This window comes from Jatrophihabitans lederbergiae (assembly GCF_031845305.1).
GTDB classification, from domain to species: domain Bacteria; phylum Actinomycetota; class Actinomycetes; order Mycobacteriales; family Jatrophihabitantaceae; genus Jatrophihabitans_A; species Jatrophihabitans_A lederbergiae.
The window spans coordinates 24495-41073 of sequence record NZ_JAVREH010000025.1; the positions used below are offsets into that span (position 1 = coordinate 24495).

At 68.0% G+C, this 16579-nt stretch carries 12 protein-coding genes; 7 read left to right on the forward strand and 5 right to left on the reverse strand.

Going from position 1 to position 16579, the window contains the following annotated elements; translation table 11 throughout:
* The first annotated feature begins 89 nt into the window (after window positions 1-89).
* Together RM423_RS16290 and RM423_RS16295 are read left to right on the forward strand one after the other, a co-directional pair.
* Window positions 90-2771: an alpha/beta fold hydrolase gene (locus tag RM423_RS16290; RefSeq protein WP_396327751.1), complete on the forward strand. Its 2682-nt coding sequence runs from the start codon at window positions 90-92 to the stop codon at window positions 2769-2771.
* The gene (locus tag RM423_RS16295) at window positions 2761-3714 is read left to right on the forward strand and encodes an ABC transporter permease (RefSeq protein ID WP_311424104.1); all 954 of its coding nucleotides are present in this window, start codon (window positions 2761-2763) and stop codon (window positions 3712-3714) included. The genes RM423_RS16290 and RM423_RS16295 overlap by 11 nt, the downstream gene beginning before the upstream one ends.
* Window positions 3715-3748: 34 nt before the next feature.
* On the opposite strand, the gene RM423_RS16300 is transcribed toward RM423_RS16295, so the two are convergent.
* The 3 genes from RM423_RS16300 to RM423_RS16310 all read right to left on the reverse strand — a co-directional run bounded on the left by RM423_RS16300 (window position 3749) and on the right by RM423_RS16310 (window position 6559).
* The gene (locus RM423_RS16300) at window positions 3749-4090 is read right to left on the reverse strand and encodes a hypothetical protein (protein ID WP_311424105.1); all 342 of its coding nucleotides are present in this window, start codon (window positions 4088-4090) and stop codon (window positions 3749-3751) included.
* On the reverse strand, window positions 4091-5035 hold the full coding sequence (locus RM423_RS16305) for an SPFH domain-containing protein (protein WP_311424106.1): 945 nt from the start codon (window positions 5033-5035) through the stop codon (window positions 4091-4093).
* A 201-nt stretch (window positions 5036-5236) separates the two neighbouring features.
* Window positions 5237-6559: a UDP-glucose dehydrogenase family protein gene (locus RM423_RS16310; protein ID WP_311424107.1), complete on the reverse strand. Its 1323-nt coding sequence runs from the start codon at window positions 6557-6559 to the stop codon at window positions 5237-5239.
* Window positions 6560-6712: 153 nt separating this feature from the next.
* On the opposite strand from RM423_RS16310, the gene RM423_RS16315 reads away from it, so the two are divergent.
* The 3 genes from RM423_RS16315 (at window position 6713) to RM423_RS16325 (ending at window position 9814) form a co-directional block, all read left to right on the forward strand.
* The gene (locus tag RM423_RS16315) at window positions 6713-7873 is read left to right on the forward strand and encodes an acyl-CoA dehydrogenase family protein (protein WP_311424108.1); all 1161 of its coding nucleotides are present in this window, start codon (window positions 6713-6715) and stop codon (window positions 7871-7873) included.
* Between the two features lie 362 nt (window positions 7874-8235).
* The gene (locus RM423_RS16320) at window positions 8236-8526 is read left to right on the forward strand and encodes a helix-turn-helix transcriptional regulator (protein ID WP_311424109.1); all 291 of its coding nucleotides are present in this window, start codon (window positions 8236-8238) and stop codon (window positions 8524-8526) included.
* The gene (locus RM423_RS16325) at window positions 8510-9814 is read left to right on the forward strand and encodes a type II toxin-antitoxin system HipA family toxin (RefSeq protein WP_311424110.1); all 1305 of its coding nucleotides are present in this window, start codon (window positions 8510-8512) and stop codon (window positions 9812-9814) included. Before RM423_RS16320 ends, RM423_RS16325 begins: the two co-directional genes overlap by 17 nt.
* Before the next feature lie 511 nt (window positions 9815-10325).
* On the opposite strand, the gene RM423_RS16330 is transcribed toward RM423_RS16325, so the two are convergent.
* The gene (locus RM423_RS16330) at window positions 10326-10526 is read right to left on the reverse strand and encodes a hypothetical protein (protein ID WP_311424111.1); all 201 of its coding nucleotides are present in this window, start codon (window positions 10524-10526) and stop codon (window positions 10326-10328) included.
* A gap of 269 nt (window positions 10527-10795) precedes the next feature.
* Entirely contained in the window at window positions 10796-13582 is a 2787-nt protein-coding gene (locus RM423_RS16335) for a glycoside hydrolase family 15 protein (protein ID WP_311424112.1), read from the reverse strand.
* A gap of 275 nt (window positions 13583-13857) precedes the next feature.
* Here RM423_RS16335 and RM423_RS16340 point away from each other — a divergent pair, with 275 nt between their 5' ends.
* Together RM423_RS16340 and RM423_RS16345 are read left to right on the forward strand one after the other, a co-directional pair.
* Window positions 13858-15078: an ROK family protein gene (locus tag RM423_RS16340; RefSeq protein ID WP_311424113.1), complete on the forward strand. Its 1221-nt coding sequence runs from the start codon at window positions 13858-13860 to the stop codon at window positions 15076-15078.
* A 114-nt stretch (window positions 15079-15192) separates the two neighbouring features.
* Window positions 15193-16554 carry an extracellular solute-binding protein gene (locus tag RM423_RS16345; protein WP_311424114.1) on the forward strand — a complete coding sequence of 454 codons (1362 nt, stop codon included), beginning with the start codon at window positions 15193-15195 and terminating at the stop codon, window positions 16552-16554.
* Window positions 16555-16579: the final 25 nt, after the last annotated feature.

The following is a 16579-nucleotide window of genomic DNA, read 5'->3' on the forward strand; positions in this document are numbered from 1 at the left end:
GCACCCCGCGCAAGGCCGGCCGTCTGCATTCGGTGTGGGTGCGAGCCGGCCGGTCCCGAGTGCTGGCCAGCCGGCGCCGCTGGGTGAGCATGCTGGTGGTGGCGGTGCTGCTGATCGCCGCCGGCGTCAGCCTGGCCGTCCGCAGTCGCAGCCCCAGGGTGGACGTCACGGCACACTTCGTTACCGGCACACCGGAACCGGGCGGCGCCCCGGTGCGGCTGGACACCTCTCTCTACCTGCCCGCGTCCACGCCCGCCCCCGCCGTCCTGCTCGCGCACGGCTTCGGTGGATCGAAGGGCGATCTGGACGCGCAGGCTCGCGCGCTGGCCCAGGCCGGGTACGTCGTGCTGGCCTACACCGCCAGGGGCTTCGGCGCTTCCGGCGGCCTCATCCATCTGGACTCCCGGCGGTACGAGGTGGCCGACGGCTCCCGGCTGCTCGACTTCCTGCAGGCCCGTCCCGAGGTGGCGAAGTCCGGTGGCCGTCCGGTGCTCGGCGTGGCCGGTTCGTCCTATGGCGGGGCGCTGGCGCTGATGCTGGCCGCGACCGACCACCGGATCGGCGCGGTCGCCGCCGACATCACCTGGCACAGCCTGTCCAGCGCGCTCTTTCCCAATTCGGTCGTCCCCAGCGAGGCAACTGCGAACGGAGCCGGTCAGGACGGGTGGGCCGCCGACGCGGCAGGAGCGGTCCAGCCCGGCGGGGTGTTCAAGCGCCTCTGGGCCGGTTACCTCTTCTCCGCAGGCTTCACCGCCGGTGGTCCGGCCGCCTCCTCGGCGCAGGGCGCGGCTGATCCCCCCGGCCCCGACAGTGACAGCCCGGCCTGCGGCAGATTCGCCGCCCAGCTGTGCTCGCTCTACCAGCAGGCGGCTTCCGGCCAGGGCCTGGATGCCGCGTTCGCCCGGCTGCTCGCGGACTCGAGCCCGGCCTCGGTGCTGGATCACCTGCGCGCGCCCACGCTGCTTACCCAGGGCGAGCACGACTCGCTGTTTCCGCTGAGCGAGGCCGACGCGAATGCCCGCCAGCTCGCGGCGGCCGGCGCGCCGGTGCAGGTCCGCTGGCGCTCCGGTGGCCACGACGCCCCGAGCGCTGATGACGATGTTGCCGGCTGGCAAAGGGCATTCTTCGATCAGCGGTTGCGCGGAAAGGCCGGTGCCGGGGCGGACTTCACGCTGTCGCAGCCGGGTGCCGGGATCTCGTCCACCAGCGGTCGTACCGTGGACACCACTCTGCGGGCTGGGGGTGGGTACCCGGGCGCCGGTAGCGCCCGCTTCGCGACCACGGACTTTCCGCTGCGAGGCGCTGCGCAGCGGATCAGCGCTCCGGCCGGTGGCGCTCCGGCTGCGGTGACCAGCATTCCGGCACTGGGTGATCTGCTCGGCGCGGCGAGCGCGGCCGGCGTCGGCGGCACGGCGGCACTGTCCCGGTTGCCCGGTCAGACCGCGATATTCAGCACCGACCGGCTGACCGCGCCGAAGCTGATCACCGGCCCGTCCAAGGTGTCGCTGACGGTGACGGCAGGCAGCACCGGCCGGGTCACGCTGTTCGTGGGCCTGCACGATGTCGGCCCGGACGGTGCCGACACGCTGCCGCAGGGCCTGGTGTCACCGGTGCTGGTGACCGGCCGCCCGGGCCAGATCCACGCCGTCACCGTGCAGTTGCCCTGGATCGTGGCGCAGGTACCGTCCGGTCATCGGCTGGCGGTCGAGGTGTCCACCACAGACTTCAGCTACCAGTTGCCCACCGCCGCCGACACCTACCGGGTCGCGCTCGCCGGGGGTGCTCAGCCCCTGTCGGTGTCCTCGGTGCCGGTCAAGGTGATCCGGACCGGGGGAGCGTGGGGCTGGGTGATCACGGCCCTCGTCGTGGTGCTGCTCTGCCTCGGCTATGGGCTCTGGCGCTCGCGTGGCCGCCGGGCCACGAAGGCCGATCGCGCGCTGACCGACGTTCCGATCGTGGTGACCGATCTGGCGAAGGTGTATTCGGACGGCTACCGCGCGGTCGACGGCGTCAGCTTCCGGGTGGAGCGTGGCCAGGTCCTGGGACTGCTCGGCCCGAACGGGGCGGGCAAGACGACCACGCTCCGGGTGCTGATGGGGCTCATCATGCCGACGTCGGGCTCGATCCGGGTGTTCGGCGAAGAGATCGTTCCCGGTGCCCCGGTGCTGGCCAGGCTGGGAGCGTTCGTCGAGGGTCCCGGGTTCCTGCCGCACCTCACGGGCCGGGAGAACCTGCGGCTGTACTGGGCAGCATCGGGCCGTCCGGTCGAGGCCGCGCAGTTCGACACGGTGCTGGAGATTGCCGGCCTCGGGAACTCCCTGAACCGCAGGGTGAAGACGTACAGCCACGGCATGGAGCAGCGGCTGGCGATCGCGCAGGCCATGCTCGGCCTGCCGGAGGTGCTGGTGCTGGACGAGCCGACCAATGGAGACGAGCCGACCAATGGACTGGACCCGCCGCAGATCGCCGAGATGCGGGTGGTGCTCGGCCGGTATGCCGCCACCGGGCGCACGGTCATCGTGTCCTCGCACCTGCTGGCCGAGGTGGAGCAGACCTGCACCCACGTCGTGGTGATGCACCGGGGACGGCTGGTGGCGGCGGGTTCGGTCGCCGAGGTCGCCGGTGCCGGTTCCACCCAGCTGGCGGTCGAGAACCCCGCCCGGGCCGGCGCGGTACTGGCCGCGGCCGGTATCTCAGCCAGGGCGGTGCCTGCCCGGCGCGCTCTGGAAGACGTCTTCCTCGACCTGATCGGCGAGCGTAATGATTCCTGACAAGCAGTTGCCCATCACCGGGGCGGACGACTCCGAGCGGATCGCCGCGACCCGCCGCGGGATGCACGACCGACTGGCCAGCCTGCCCATGCTCGGGCCGGACGACGCCCGGCCGCGGTTCGACTCCGGCGACACCATGCCGCTGCGGGTCGAGTTCGTCCGCCAGCTGAAACGCCGCCGGACGCAACTGGTGGCACTGCTGCTGTTGTTGCTGCCGCTGATCATGGCACTGGCGTTCAAGGTCGGCGGCTCCGGCGGCAACGACCGGGGCGGCGCGGCGCTGGTTGGGTTGGCCACCGAAGGCGCGGGCAACTTCGCGCTGTTCACCGAGTTCGCGGCCGTCGGGTTCCTGCTGGTGGTGCTCGTCGCGATGTTCTGCGGTGACACCATCGCCAGCGAGGCGAGCTGGTCGTCCCTGCGCTACCTGCTCGCCATGCCCATCCCACGCGCCCGTTTGCTGAGGCAGAAGTTGCTCGTCGCGTTGGCGTTCTGCTTCGGGGTGAACCTGCTGCTGCCTGCCTGGGCGTACGTCCTCGGCGGAGTGTTCTTCGGCTGGGGTCCCGCCAAGTCGCCGTTCGGTGGCAGCTTCTCCTACTCCGACACGGCCCAGCGAATGGTCATCGTGGTGGTCTACGCCTCGTTGCAGGCACTCGTGGTGGCAGGCCTGGCGTTCCTGCTCAGCGTGCTCACCGACGCGCCGCTGGCCGCGGTCGGAGGTGCCACGTTCCTGGTCGTGGTGTCGAACATCCTGGACTCCATCACCGCGCTGGACCCGTACCGGATGGTGCTGCCGACGCACTTCCAGTATTCCTGGCTGGACGCCCTGACACCCAGCATCAGCTGGCAGGACATGATCCGCGGAACGGCGCTCGCGGCGATCTACAGTGCGATCTTCTTCACCGCGGCCTGGACCAGGTTCGCCCGCAAGGACATCACCAGCTGACGCGGGCGTGACCAGCTGACGCGGCACCGCCGGCTCAGTCCTCGTTCTCGCGCAGGGTGATGAGGTAGGCCCGTTCGCGGGCCCGGTCCAGCAGGTCGCCCAGGGTCGCGTCGTAGTCCGGCGACAGGTTGGCCACCGTGCCGACCGGGCGCTGCTCGAGCACCGTGTACGAGCCGTCAGCCAGCGGTTGGCGCAGCTCCACCGACACGACCGTGTCCTCGCCGACGGTGTGGTGGGCCGCCTTCCAGACCGCCGGGCCGGCCGGTGGCAACGGGCGCGCCGCCTTGCGGCCCGACAGCGCCGAGGGCAGCAGCACCGCCACGCAGGCCACGGCGAGCACGACCAGGAACAACACGACCAGGTCGGCGGCCAGCATCTACTTCGCCGGCTGGGTCAGCGGCAGACCGGTTCCCGAGCCCGGCGCGAAGACGGTGACGCCCTGCGGGAGCGCCTTGAGAATGTCGATCTGCGAGCACGCCGGGCAGGCGTTGTAGCCTTTCTGCTTCTCCTCGTTCGCCTGGGCGTCCAGCTGGGCCTGCTTCACCTTCGCCTGACTCTGCGACACGTTGGCGTACTGCGCCTGGGCCTGGTCGATGGCCTCCTGCACATTCTGCGGCAGCGTGATCTTGGACAGGTTGAACCGGACGTTGGTGAGGTAGTGCCCGCCGAGCGAGCTGGTGAAGTCGGTCTCCAGGCTCGAGGCGATGGTCTGCTCCACCTTCGCGAGGTTGACGTTGCCCTTGCCCGCCAGCTTGCTGGTGTCGACCGGAGTGCTGGTGTTCTGCACCAGGGCACAGCTGGGCAGCAGGTCCGAACACCGGTAGTTGCCGATGCTGATCCGCAGGTCGTTGTTCACGACGCGCGACACGATCGCGTCCAGGAAGCTGTTGAAACCCTCGTCGCCCTCCCAGGCGTAGCGGTACGTCGCGTCGTTGCCCTGGAACTTGCGGGTGCCGTAGGCATTGTCGAACGACTTGAGGGTGTCGTGGTCGAGGTTCAGGTTGAAGTACACGGTTCCCTGGGTACCGACCTCGATGCCGTCGGCGGTCGGCACCTGCACCACCTCGACGCCGGTGCGCTTGGAGTCGCCCGTCGCGTCGATCGCGTAGAACCGCTGCGATGACGGGTAGTCGTGCTGGCTGGCGTAGAAGCCGACGAACCGCATGCCGCTGGACGGGTCGAACACCGTCTTGATCTTGGTGTTCGACAGCGGGCCACCGTTGCGGATCACCGCGACGTGACCGCCGTCAGTCTTCGCCCAGCCGCCGAAGAGCTCGCAGAGGCCGACGATGAGCGCCAGGATCACGAAGAATGCGATCACCACGTTGATGATACGGAGGGCGGGGCGGCGCCTGCGGTTGACGATTTCGGACACGCTCGGCGGGTGGTGAGTGGTTGATTCGGGCAACTCGGGCTCCTGGACGTGGGTACGGCCCGCCTGTCGTGCGGACAGCGAACCATACCCACCTCACACGCGCTGAGCACCGAGAACTTGCCAAGCAAGCAGAAATCGAAGCGGCGGTTACGGGCGGCCCAGTGCCCGGTAGTGCCAGCCGGCGTCACGCCACTGCGAGGGGACGAGCACATTACGGCCGTCCACCAGGTTGCGCTGGGCGACGAGCGAGCCCACCGTCACGGGGTCCATGGCCCGGAACACCTGCCACTCGGTGAGCAGCATGACCAGGTCGACGCCCCGCAGCGCGTCGTCGAGGGAGGCCGCATACGTCAGCTCGGGGTGCACTCGCGCGGCGCTGGCGTTGGCCTCGGGGTCATAGACCTGGACGGTGGCGCCGCGCCGGCCGACCGCCGCGGCCACGTCCAGGGCGGGGGAGTCACGGACGTCGTCGGAGTCGGGCTTGAAGGCAGCACCCAGCACGGCCACCTTGGTGCCCCGGTAGCTGCCGTCGAGCAGGTCGAGGCCGAGTTCGACGGTGCGGGCCCGGCGGCGCAGGTTGATCTCGTCCACGTCGCGCAGGAACGACACCGCCTGGTCCACGCCCAGCTCGCCGGCCCGCGCGATGAACGCCCGGATGTCCTTGGGCAGGCAGCCGCCACCGAAGCCGAGGCCGGCGTTGAGAAAGCGCCGTCCGATGCGGGCGTCGTGGCCGATCGCGTCGGCGAGCTGGGTGACGTCGGCGCCGGTCGCCTCGCAGACCTCCGCCATCGCGTTGATGAAGCTGATCTTGGTGGCCAGGAAGGAGTTCGCGGCGACCTTCACCAGTTCAGCGGTGGCGTAGTCGGTGACGATGACCGGGGTGCCGGTGGCGATGACGGGCTCGAAGGCGGTCCGGATGGTCTGCTCGGCCCACTCGCTCCGCACCCCGAAGACCAGCCGGTCGGGCCGCAGGGTGTCCTCGACCGCGAAGCCCTCGCGCAGGAACTCCGGGTTCCAGGCGAGCTCCACCTCTTTGTTGGGAGCCTCGTCGGCGAGCAGCTTCGCCAGCCGCGCCGCGGTGCCGGCCGGCACGGTCGACTTGCCGACGACCAGCGCCCGGCGGGTGAGGTGCGCAGCCAGTGATCGGAACGCCGCGTCCACATAGGTGAGGTCGGCGGCGTACTGCCCCTTCTTCTGCGGCGTTCCCACGCACACGAAGTGGACGTCGGCGAACTCGGCGACCTCGGCGTAGTCGGTGGTGAACCGCAGCCTGCCCGAGTCGATGTGTTTGCCCAGCAGTTCCGGGAGTCCTGGCTCGAAGAACGGGATCTTTCCGGCCCTGAGCGATTCGATCTTGGCCTCATCGACATCAAGTCCGATGACGTCGTAGCCGAGTTCGACCATGCACACCGCATGGGTGGCGCCGAGGTAGCCGGTGCCGATCACCGACAGGCGGGGGCGCTGCGTCATATGCGTTTCTCCAGGCTGAGGAGGATTCGATAGTGCCGTTCCAGGCTATCGTGTGCCGATTTCCCGGCTGAGCCGTCGTCGTCCGGCCGGCGTCGACGTGACGATTCGCGCATGAGATTGCGTTCGCGATACCCATGAGTAACGCTTATCTTCATGGCCCTGAAATCTGACTTCGACACGTACCGGCTCACTGACGAGCACGCCATGATCCGGGACGCGGTGCGTTCGCTGGCCGAGGACAAGATCGCGCCCCGCGCGGCAGAGATCGACCGGACGGCACAGTTTCCCTACGACGTCCTCGAGGCGCTCACCCGCGCCGGCTTCCACGCGACGCACATCCCCGAGGAGTACGGCGGTGTCGGGGCCGACTCGCTGGCCACCGCGATCGTCATCGAAGAGGTTGCCCGGGTGTGCGCCTCGTCCTCGCTGATTCCGGCGGTGAACAAGCTCGGCACGATGCCGGTGATCCTGTCCGGCTCCGAGGAGCTCAAGAAGCAGGTACTGCCAGAGGTCGCCTCCGGTGAGGCGATGTTCTCCTATGCCCTGTCCGAGCGCGAGGCCGGTTCGGACGCCGCCGCGATGCGGACGCGGGCTCTCTTCGACGGTGATCACTGGGTGCTGAACGGGACGAAGTGCTGGATCAGCAACGCGGGCGTGTCGAGCCACTACACGGTGATGGCGGTGACCGATCCGTCGAAGGGGTCGCGCGGTATCTCGGCGTTCGTCGTGCACAAGGACGATCCTGGTTTCTCGGTCGGCCACCACGAGCGCAAGCTGGGCATCAAGGGTTCGCCGACGTGTGAGATCTATCTGGAGAACTGCACGATTCCCGTGAACCGGATCGTCGGCGAGCCGGGAACCGGTTTCAAGACCGCGCTGACCACGCTCGACCACACCCGGCTGACCATCGGCGCGCAGGCGCTCGGCATCGCGCAGGGTGCCATCGACGCCTCGATCGCGTACATGAAGACCCGGCAGCAGTTCGGCAAGCCGATCGGGGACTTCCAGGGACTGCAGTTCATGCTCGCCGACATGGTGATGCAGACCGAGGCCGCCCGGCAGTTGATCTACGCTGCCGCGGCGAAGGCCGAGCGTGCCGAGCCGGGCCTGACCTGGTACTCGGCCGCAGCGAAGGCTTTCGCCTCGGACGTCGCGATGAGGGTGACCACGGACGCGGTGCAGATCTTCGGCGGTGCCGGCTACACCGAGGACTTCCCGGTGGAACGGATGATGCGCGACGCCAAGATCACCCAGATCTATGAGGGAACGAACCAGATCAACCGGATGGTCATCGCCCGCCAGCTCCTGAAGTAGCTCGTTGGGTCCGGATTTGCGGTTTTTTTATTCGGGTTCCAGGCTAGATGGCATCCCGACCTCCTACTTTCGACCTCGGCATACGACGGCAGGCATCGGCAGCCGAGGTGTATGCCCGAGCGGCGCGTCGCGCGCCGTTCATCCGTTGCCGCAGGATGCCGCTCGGACAGGCCCAGCACCCACGCGCCGCGGGTCAAGTGGATAACCGCGCCGCTAGAGCCGCACCGTCCTCGACGTTCATCATCACCGAATACGTTAGATAGAATGCTGCTTAAAGGTGCTAAGCTGCATTCTAAGGAGGTTCAATCTTGACTCGTCGAGCTATCGCGGTGACCCGAGCCTCGCACGAGGCACTGAGGCTGTTGGGCGCCCAGATCAAGCAGGCGCGCCACGCGCAAGGCTGGACCCAGACCGATCTGGCCTCCCGGATCGGGATCACACAGAAGACGATGCACGCTATCGAGACGGGCTCGCCGACGGTCTCAATCGGGTCTGTGTTCAACGCGGCGTTCACCGTGGGCGTCAACCTGTTCGGACTTGAGGGGACAGACCTCGCTCGCGCCCGCCGGCAGGGCGAGGACACGCTGGCGCTCCTGCCTGCACGCGTGCGTAAGCCGGTGACGAAGGACGATGCGGATGACTTCGCCTTCTGACGCTTTCGTCTGGGCATGGCTCCCGGAGGCGACCGAGCCGGTGGTGGCCGGGCGCATCTCCAGGCTCGGCAACGAGTACCGGTTCGGCTACGGCGACAGCTACCTCGCGCGACCAGATGCCATCAGCCTGTACGAGCCCGATCTGCCGCTGCGGCGCGGCTGGATCGACCCGCCCGAGGGCCAGACGATGGCGGGCACCCTGTGGGACGCCAGCCCCGACTCGTGGGGGCAGCGGGTCATCATCGCGCGTCTGACAGGGACCCTGGGCCCAGCCGCGAACAACGTCGAACTGGACAAGCTCACCTATCTGCTGGAGTCCGGGTCGAACCGGATCGGAGCGTTGGACTTCCAGTCGAGCCCGGACGTGTACGTGCCTCGCGAGGACGGCGCCAGCCTCGATCAGCTGCACGCGGCTGCCCTGGCGCTGGACGAGGGTGAGCTGAGCCCGTCGCTGGCCGCGGCGCTGGTGCACGGAACGTCGGTCGGCGGCGCTCGCCCCAAGGTCACTCTGACCGACGGTGACCGGCACCTGATCGCAAAGTTCAGCCGCTCGGCAGACACCTTCCCGATGGTCAAAGCCGAAGCCGCCGGGATGGACCTGGCCCGTCGGGTCGGGATCGAGGTACCCCCAACACAGTTGATCACTTCGCTGGGCCGGGAGGTGCTGCTGGTCGAGCGCTTCGATCGGCCCGGCGGCGGCCGGCGGCGCATGATGATCTCCGGGCTGACGATGCTCGGCTTCGGCGACTTCCTCGGCGCTCGGTATTCCTCCTACCCTGACCTGCTGGACGTGCTCCATCAGCGCGTTGCCAAGGGCGCGAACCTGAACAGGGTGATGTTCGAACGGATCGTGTTCAACATCGCGATCGGCAACAGCGACGACCACGCACGCAACCACGCCGCGTTCTGGAACGGGACGAATCTCGAGCTGACCCCTGCCTACGACCTGGCGCCGCAGCCGCGGTCGGGGACAGAAGAACGGCAGGCCATGGACATCGGCCGCGACGGCAGCCGCAACGCGCAGTTCGCGGTGTGCGTCGAGGCCGCCAAGGACTACGGACTGACCCGAAAACAGGCACGCGACATCATCGATCGCCAGGGGAGCACGATACGTGACAGCTGGGATGAGGTCGCCGAATTCGCCCGGATGACGACCCTGGAGAAGGACGGCTTGTTCAGTCGGCAGATCCTCAACCCGTACGCGTCATGGGGGTATGAGCCCCGCATCCACCAGGTGCCGGCGACCGCGCCGGTCCCGGGTGACGACGGCCAAGACGCCGATCAGTGATGTAGCGGGACGAAGCGCCAACGGCGGCGGACGGTTCGTGAGCCAGACACAGCCCAGCCGCCGATCTTGTGACCTAACGCGCTGCTCACCCGCTTGATCGAAGAGTGCATCGAGACAACTGCGCAACGCGGATGCCCGGGATGAATGTGCGAGCTTGCCGGACCCTGAGCCGCCTCCATTCGAATAGGGACACACCCAGTTACAGCCGATCAGCAGGTCGGGAGGTGAGCGCCCGCAGCTGTTCGGCGTCGCGCGGCAGTTTCTGTACGTAGGTGCGTTGGGTGGTGGCTGGGTCGGCGTGGCCGAGCGATGCCTGCACCGCATGCAGTTCCAGGCCGTAACCGCCGCGGGTGGTCGGGGCGAGGCTGTAGGTGGCGTAGGCGTGCCGGGTCCAGGGGAAGGTCCAGGTGTCTTTCCAGCCGCAGGCCCGGGCGGCGTCGGTGGCCAGGTGGGACAGCTTGTCGGCCCGGTTCGTGATGCCTGGCAGCGGCGGGAACAGCCATTCGGAGTATTAACCCCGCCACCTCCGAGCGTCGATGATGAGGCTGCGAGCGTTGTCCTCGCCGACCGCCCACAGGTCGGCGACCCGCGGCTTGTGGTTCTTCGGCAGGCGGGTGGCTGGCCAGGGGCGGTCGCGGTCGAGCTGTGCGCCGATGGCGACGGTGAGCTGGTCCGGGTCGAGGTCGTCGGCTCGCAGCGCGGCCAGTTCCATGATGCGGGCGCCGCAGTGGAAGGCGAGCAGGACGAGCCGACGGCGTTCCGGGTCTGCCGACGGCGACGTCCGGCACAGCGGGCGGCAGAGCAGCGGGCGGCGGAGCGACTACCGGCGGAGCGGCGGTGACCGTGATCCACAGGGTGGAGGACGCGGCCACCCCGTTGACATCGCGGACGGTGCAGATCCGTGGGTCCGCGCCCATGACAAGGCTGGGTGGCCACCCACTGGCGGTGGCCACCCAGCCGTGTGAGCGAATCTCGTCGGAACTACCGAACGTTGCCATACGTCCAGGGGGTGTTGGCCGGGGTCAGCTTGTAGCGCAGGGCGATGGTGTCGTCCTCGCTCCAGGCCAGGCTGGTCGGGTCCTGCCGGACCAGGCCGATGGTGATCGGCACGGTGGCCCCATCGGCGGCCCCCGCGCTGGTCAGCGAGCTCCGCGGAATCACCAGCTCGATGCGTCCCGTGGTGGTGTCCCACTGCGGCGCGATGACCGAGGTGATCGACGAGTCAGCGGTCCAGGTGCTACCGGAGGCATGGAAGCGCGAGTAGTTGGCCGAGTCCGACCACCGACCCACCATGTACGCCGCCGGACGCAGGAGCGCCTTGCCGTACATCGCCGTGCTGGATGTCGGCGTCGAGGTGTCGCCCGAGTAGTCCCCGGCGTAGACGTTCACCGCGAACTTCGAGGCGGCGTTGTACCCCGGCAGCGTGCCGCTGGAGTTGTCCACCCGGACGTAGATGTTGTTGTCGTCATTGGTGATCGCGACATTCTTGATGTCGGTGGTGGCGACCCCGCTGGCCGAGTTGCCGACCTGGGAGTTGAAGTAGGGAATCGGGTTCCACTGGGGCCAGTCCCCGGTCGTTCCGGAGTTGACGGTCAGCGCGGCGTGCGAACCGGCGTTGCTGATCGGCGCGTACACCCGGGTGTCGGCCTGGCCGGTGTAGGCCAGCGCCGCCAGGACGTACCAGGCTCCGGTGACCGATTCCACCATCGTGGATACGATCGGCTTCTGGCTGACGTTGGACACGGCCTCACCCGGAGGCATGTAACCGACCGCGGTCCGGCTGGCGTACCAGGTGAGCCGGGGCAGCGCCGCGGCCAGATTGCCGTTGTAGATGTAGTACATCGCGACGTACATGGTCATCTGCGGCCAGGACGGCTCGGCCGCACCCGCCTCGTTGCCGGCGGGGCTGTACGGCGAGCTGTAGTAGAAGTTGTCCCCGACATAGCGAGAGATGCCGTACGTGTCGTGCGTCAGCGTGGCCAGGATCTTGCTGATGTGTGACGCGGCCCGGCTGCTGCCTGGGTCCACCGCTCCCGAGACGAACAGCATGTCCGAGGACGAATCCACCGTGGTGCGCGCGGTGTTGTCGGAGTTGTCTGCCCGGTTGAAGTACGAGTCCGGGGAGTTCCACAGTCCGGCCGGTGAGTTCAGCGAGGATGTCTGCAGCGCGGTGGCGATGGAGCCCACCGTGTTGCTCCAGTTGTCGGCGTCGGTGTTGTCACCCTTGCTCTGCGCAATGGCTTCGGCTGCCCAGAGGCCGGTGATGTAAAGCGCCTGGGTGAAGGTGTTGTACTCCTGGGTCTCCTCCCAGATCGAGGCGTCCTGCGGGCCGAGGCCGTTGCTGGCCAGATTGTTCTTCACGAAGTTGGCAGCGTTCTGGATCTGCGGCCATACCGCGTCGCGGAAGGCGTTGTCCCCGGTCTGCTGCCAGTGCCGGTACGCACCGACCAGGAAGATCCCGACGCTGTCCAGTTCCGGTTCGACGAAGCTGACGTGCTGGCCGGTCCAGCCGTCATAGGTCGTTCCGAATGAGCCGTTGGCGTACTGCACACCGGCCAGCCAGCGGAAGTACTTGTCGGCCTCGGCGTAGTGCCCGGCGGTGTCCATTGCCATTGCGGTCACAGCTGAATCCCGAACCCAGCTCTTGTAGCCGTACGCGATCGGGTTGGTGGCCGCCGGCCACACCCCGAGCACGGGGCTCTGGGACTGCTTCATGGTCACCAGCGCGCGGTCATAGGCCGTGGACAGTCCGGTGTCGGGAAAGTTGGACGTCACCCGCTTTCCGGCGTTGAGCCAGTTCGTATATGCCGTCGTGGTGTTGTTCAGCCAGTAATCACCGGTCTGGGCGCGGGCGGTGTCCGCGGCGGCCAGCGCGTTGGCATTGGTGGCGGCGATGGCAAGGTAGAACGACTGCGTGACCGTGGCGCCGGCGGCGACCGCGACCTGCTTGTTCATGGCCACGTCGACGTTCATGGCGCTCACGCTGCTGTTGTTCGTCAGCGTTCCGTTGTTGTCGAAGCTGTACCAGGGGGCTACCGATGTCGACGTCAGCGAGGACACCGTGTCGTCACCGACCTGGTGGCCGGTCGGCGCACCGCCCAGGGCGCCGAGCACGAGCTGGTACTGGCCGCTGGCCGACATGTCGATGACCTCGGCGTTGCGGGTCGCGTCCCAGGTGGCGCGCACGTTCTGGCCGGCCGCCCCGGTGTTGTTGAGGTGCAGCGCGTCGAGGACGTTCATGGTCACCGAGGAGGCGCCGAAGTTGCGCAGCCGGTACTGCACCACCATGAAGTGCTGGTTCGGCACGAACGCGTAGTCGCGGCCGATGGACACGCTGGTGGCGGTGCCGCTGTACGCCCCGTAGTCCGAGCGCAGCACGCCGCCGGAGTCCAGGTAACCGGTCGCGGCACCGAAGTTGTGCACCTGGTCGTACTTCACGGCGTGCGTCTCGTCGCGGAAGAAGCCGGTGTAGTCGTTGATCTGGTTCACGGCCGAGGACGCCGCCGCCCCGTTGGGGGAGTAGTGCAGCTCGCCGAGTCGGGGGCCGTACTGGGTGTTGCCGTCGGTCTGGGCCAGCTGCGGCGCCATCCACAGCCCGGTGGTGTCGCTCCAGTTGTTGGCGTACAGGCTGCGGGCGGTCTCGGTGGTCGGGGCGGTCGGAATGGCGGCGACGGCGACGGTCGAGCTCGTGACGACCACCGCGGTCACCGAGCCGGCCGCCAGGGCCAGCGCGGTGACTATCCGGGCGACGTGCCGGGGTCTTGTCATGGGTTCTCCTTACAACGGGGGTGGGAGCACGCGCGCCGGCAGACGGGGGAGAGGCTCCTTCGATGGCCTGCGCAGCGGGTACGAGGGCGAGTTTGTACCCCATTGGTTTCAAAGGTCAAGCAATTCAGCACAGAATTTCCCGCGCAGGTCCCAGGCGTGTAACAACTTGGAAACCGATCCGGGCGGGTTGCTTGACTGACGAAATCAACCAGGCTTACGCTCGCGCTGTCGAATCAACCGGCAGACACCGTCAGACAGCGACCCGAGGATGTGCGATGACCCAGACCACCGCGAGCCCGGATGACACCGGGGCCGAGGTCCGGGCGTACAGCAGCAGGGAGCACCACCTCGGCGCGGTATTCGAGGCCGTGCTCACCCGCGGACCGCTGTCCCGCCGGGACGCCGCCCGGCTGACCGGTCTCTCGGCAGCCTCCGTCACCAAGCTGGTGAAGCCGATGATCAGCCATGGCTACCTGATCGAGAACGTCCGGGAAGCCGGGGTTCCCGGACGGCCGCAGATCCCGCTGCAGGTGGACGCCAGCCGCCACCACGCGGTCGGCATCAAGCTGATGGACGGCGAGATCGTCGGTGTGGTGGCGGACCTGCACGCCGAGGTGCAGTCCGCGCACCGGATGAAGTACCGCGACACCACGCCCGAAGGGGTCGTATCGGCCATCGACGAGATGACCGGGATCCTGCTGCAACGCACCCCGGTCAAGCGCGAGCGGTTGCTCGGCATCGGGATCGGTCTCGGCGGGCACGTCAACGGCGCGACCGGTGTTGTGGTCGAGTCGCCCTTCCTCGGCTGGCACGATGTTCCGCTCCGGCGGCTGGTGGTCGAGCGGATGAACCTGCCTGTGGTCATCGAGAACGACGTCAACACCCTTGCCGTGGCCGAGCAGTGGTTCGGGGCCGGCAGCAGCTTTCCCAGCTTCGCCCTGGTCACCATCGGCGTCGGCGTCGGCTGCGCGCTGGTGCTGGACGGCCAGTTGTGGCGCGGGGTGAGTGGCGCTGCCGGCGAGTTCGGGCACATGGTCGTCGACCCGGAAGGTCCGGAATGCCACTGCGGCAAAAGGGGATGCCTGGAGGCGGTGGTCGGTGACGCGGCCATTGCCGGGGCGATGTCGGCCGCGGCCGGCCGCCGGATCACCAAGGTTTCGCAGGTGGTGGCACGGGCTCACGCCGGTGACCTTGACGCTCAGCAGGTCTTCACCCAGGCCGGCCTCGCGCTGGGCCGCGCCATCGCCGCGCTGCTGAACCTGCTCAACCCGCCGCTGGTCATCCTCTCGGGTGAGGGAATCACCGCCTCCGACCTGTTCATCGACGCGCTGCGGGCCGAGCTGGACCGCGACGCGTTCTCGACCACCGCCGGTGACTGCACGGTCCTGGTCCGCCCGTTGCCGGACGAGACCTGGGCCCGCGGCGCCGCCGCCACGATGTTGCGACACGGGGTGCTCCGCTCGCTGAGCCGGCTCACCCAGCAAGTCCAGTCCTAGACCACTCCGACCACCCACCGATCCCAATTTCCTTACCGTCCGCACGCAGTACCTCTCGCAGTACCCGGTGGATCAGACCACCCACCGGCTCCGCACTCTCTTCAGGAGTAACCCATGGCTCGTCGTTCCACCAGGCCGCTCGGCACCACGATGCTCAGCACCGTCAGGCCGTCGCGCATGTCCAAGCTGCTGGGCTGCACTGCTGTCGCGGCCGTCGCCACCGTCGGGCTGCTGAGCGGTTGCTCGAGTTCCGGCTCGAGTTCTGGTTCCAGTTCCAAGAGCACCGGCAACGCCAGCAAGCCCGTCACCCTGACGTTCTGGGGCACGTACGGCAATGGCGGGAACAAGGCACAGACCGGTGCGCTGAGCCAGACCATCATTCCGGCCTTTGAAAAGGCCAACCCCAATATCACGATCAAGTACGTCGACATTCCGTATGACTCGCTGCTGCAGAAGCTGACCACCAGCGCGGCCGGCGGCGAGCTGCCCGACCTGGTCCGCTCCGACATCGGCTGGGTGCCGAAGTTCGCGGCACTGAAGGTGTTCGCACCGCTGGATCAGAAGATGCCCGACTTCTCCACCCTGTCCGCCGACACGTACCCCGGCAGCCTGGCGACCAACAAGTGGGGTGACCACTACTACGGCCTGCCGTTGGACACCAATACCCGGGTGCTCGTCTCGAACACCACGGCGTTGAAGTCGGCCGGTATCAGCGCACCGCCGGCCACCTTCGACGACCTCAAGGCAGACGCACCCAAGCTCGCGGCCAAGAAGATCTCGGTGTTCGCCGACAGCGGCCTGCAGGGCTGGAACGTCTACCCCTGGATCTGGTCGGCCGGTGGCGCTGTCACCAGCCCTGACCTGACCAAGGCCACCGGCTACCTGGACAGCCCGGCCAGCGTCGCGGGCGTGCAGCTGCTGGTCGACCTCTACAAGCAGGGTGCGGTGCCCAACCTGATCATCGGTAACAAGGGCGCCGTGCAGACCTCGGACGGCCTCCCCAAGGCCAACTACGCCAACATCCTTGAAGGACCGTGGATGTCGGCCATCTGGCAGGGCCAGTACCCCAAGTTCGCCCCGACGTACTCCCAGGTTCCGGCAGGCCCCGGCGGCTCCATCTCGGTGGTCGGCGGCGAGGACATCAACCTCACCACAGCCTCCAAGAACCCCGACGCCGCGATGAAGTTCATCAAGTTCACCCAGAGCGCGGACTACCAGATGGCGATGGCCAAGACCGGGCAGATGTCGGTGGTGAAGTCCCTGGATTTCCAGGAGGCCGCGGCGGTTCCTGCCTTCGCGCCGTACATCAAGCAGCTGCAGACGGCCAAGCCGCGGCCGTCCGTGCCGCAGGCCCCGGCCATCGACACCGCGTTGCAGAACGAGCTGACCAAGGCGTTCCAGGGCAGCGAGTCCGTGCAGCAGGCGCTCAGCAACGCGGCAAAGCAGATCGACCCGCTGCTGACGGCCACGCACTAGCCTGCACCGCTCGGACCATCTCCGT

Bases quoted from the DNA above. Each gene is read 5' to 3' on its own strand.
- RM423_RS16315 (WP_311424108.1), top strand. From the start codon at position 6,713: ATGGCCCTGAAATCTGACTTCGACACGTACCGGCTCACTGACGAGCAC.
- RM423_RS16325 (WP_311424110.1), top strand. From the start codon at position 8,510: ATGACTTCGCCTTCTGACGCTTTCGTCTGGGCATGGCTCCCGGAGGCG.
- RM423_RS16335 (WP_311424112.1), bottom strand. From the start codon at position 13,582: ATGACAAGACCCCGGCACGTCGCCCGGATAGTCACCGCGCTGGCCCTG.
- RM423_RS16340 (WP_311424113.1), top strand. From the start codon at position 13,858: ATGACCCAGACCACCGCGAGCCCGGATGACACCGGGGCCGAGGTCCGG.
- RM423_RS16330 (WP_311424111.1), bottom strand. From the start codon at position 10,526: ATGGAACTGGCCGCGCTGCGAGCCGACGACCTCGACCCGGACCAGCTC.
- RM423_RS16310 (WP_311424107.1), bottom strand. From the start codon at position 6,559: ATGACGCAGCGCCCCCGCCTGTCGGTGATCGGCACCGGCTACCTCGGC.
- RM423_RS16345 (WP_311424114.1), top strand. From the start codon at position 15,193: ATGGCTCGTCGTTCCACCAGGCCGCTCGGCACCACGATGCTCAGCACC.
- RM423_RS16300 (WP_311424105.1), bottom strand. From the start codon at position 4,090: ATGCTGGCCGCCGACCTGGTCGTGTTGTTCCTGGTCGTGCTCGCCGTG.
- RM423_RS16290 (WP_396327751.1), top strand. From the start codon at position 90: ATGCTGGTGGTGGCGGTGCTGCTGATCGCCGCCGGCGTCAGCCTGGCC.
- RM423_RS16295 (WP_311424104.1), top strand. From the start codon at position 2,761: ATGATTCCTGACAAGCAGTTGCCCATCACCGGGGCGGACGACTCCGAG.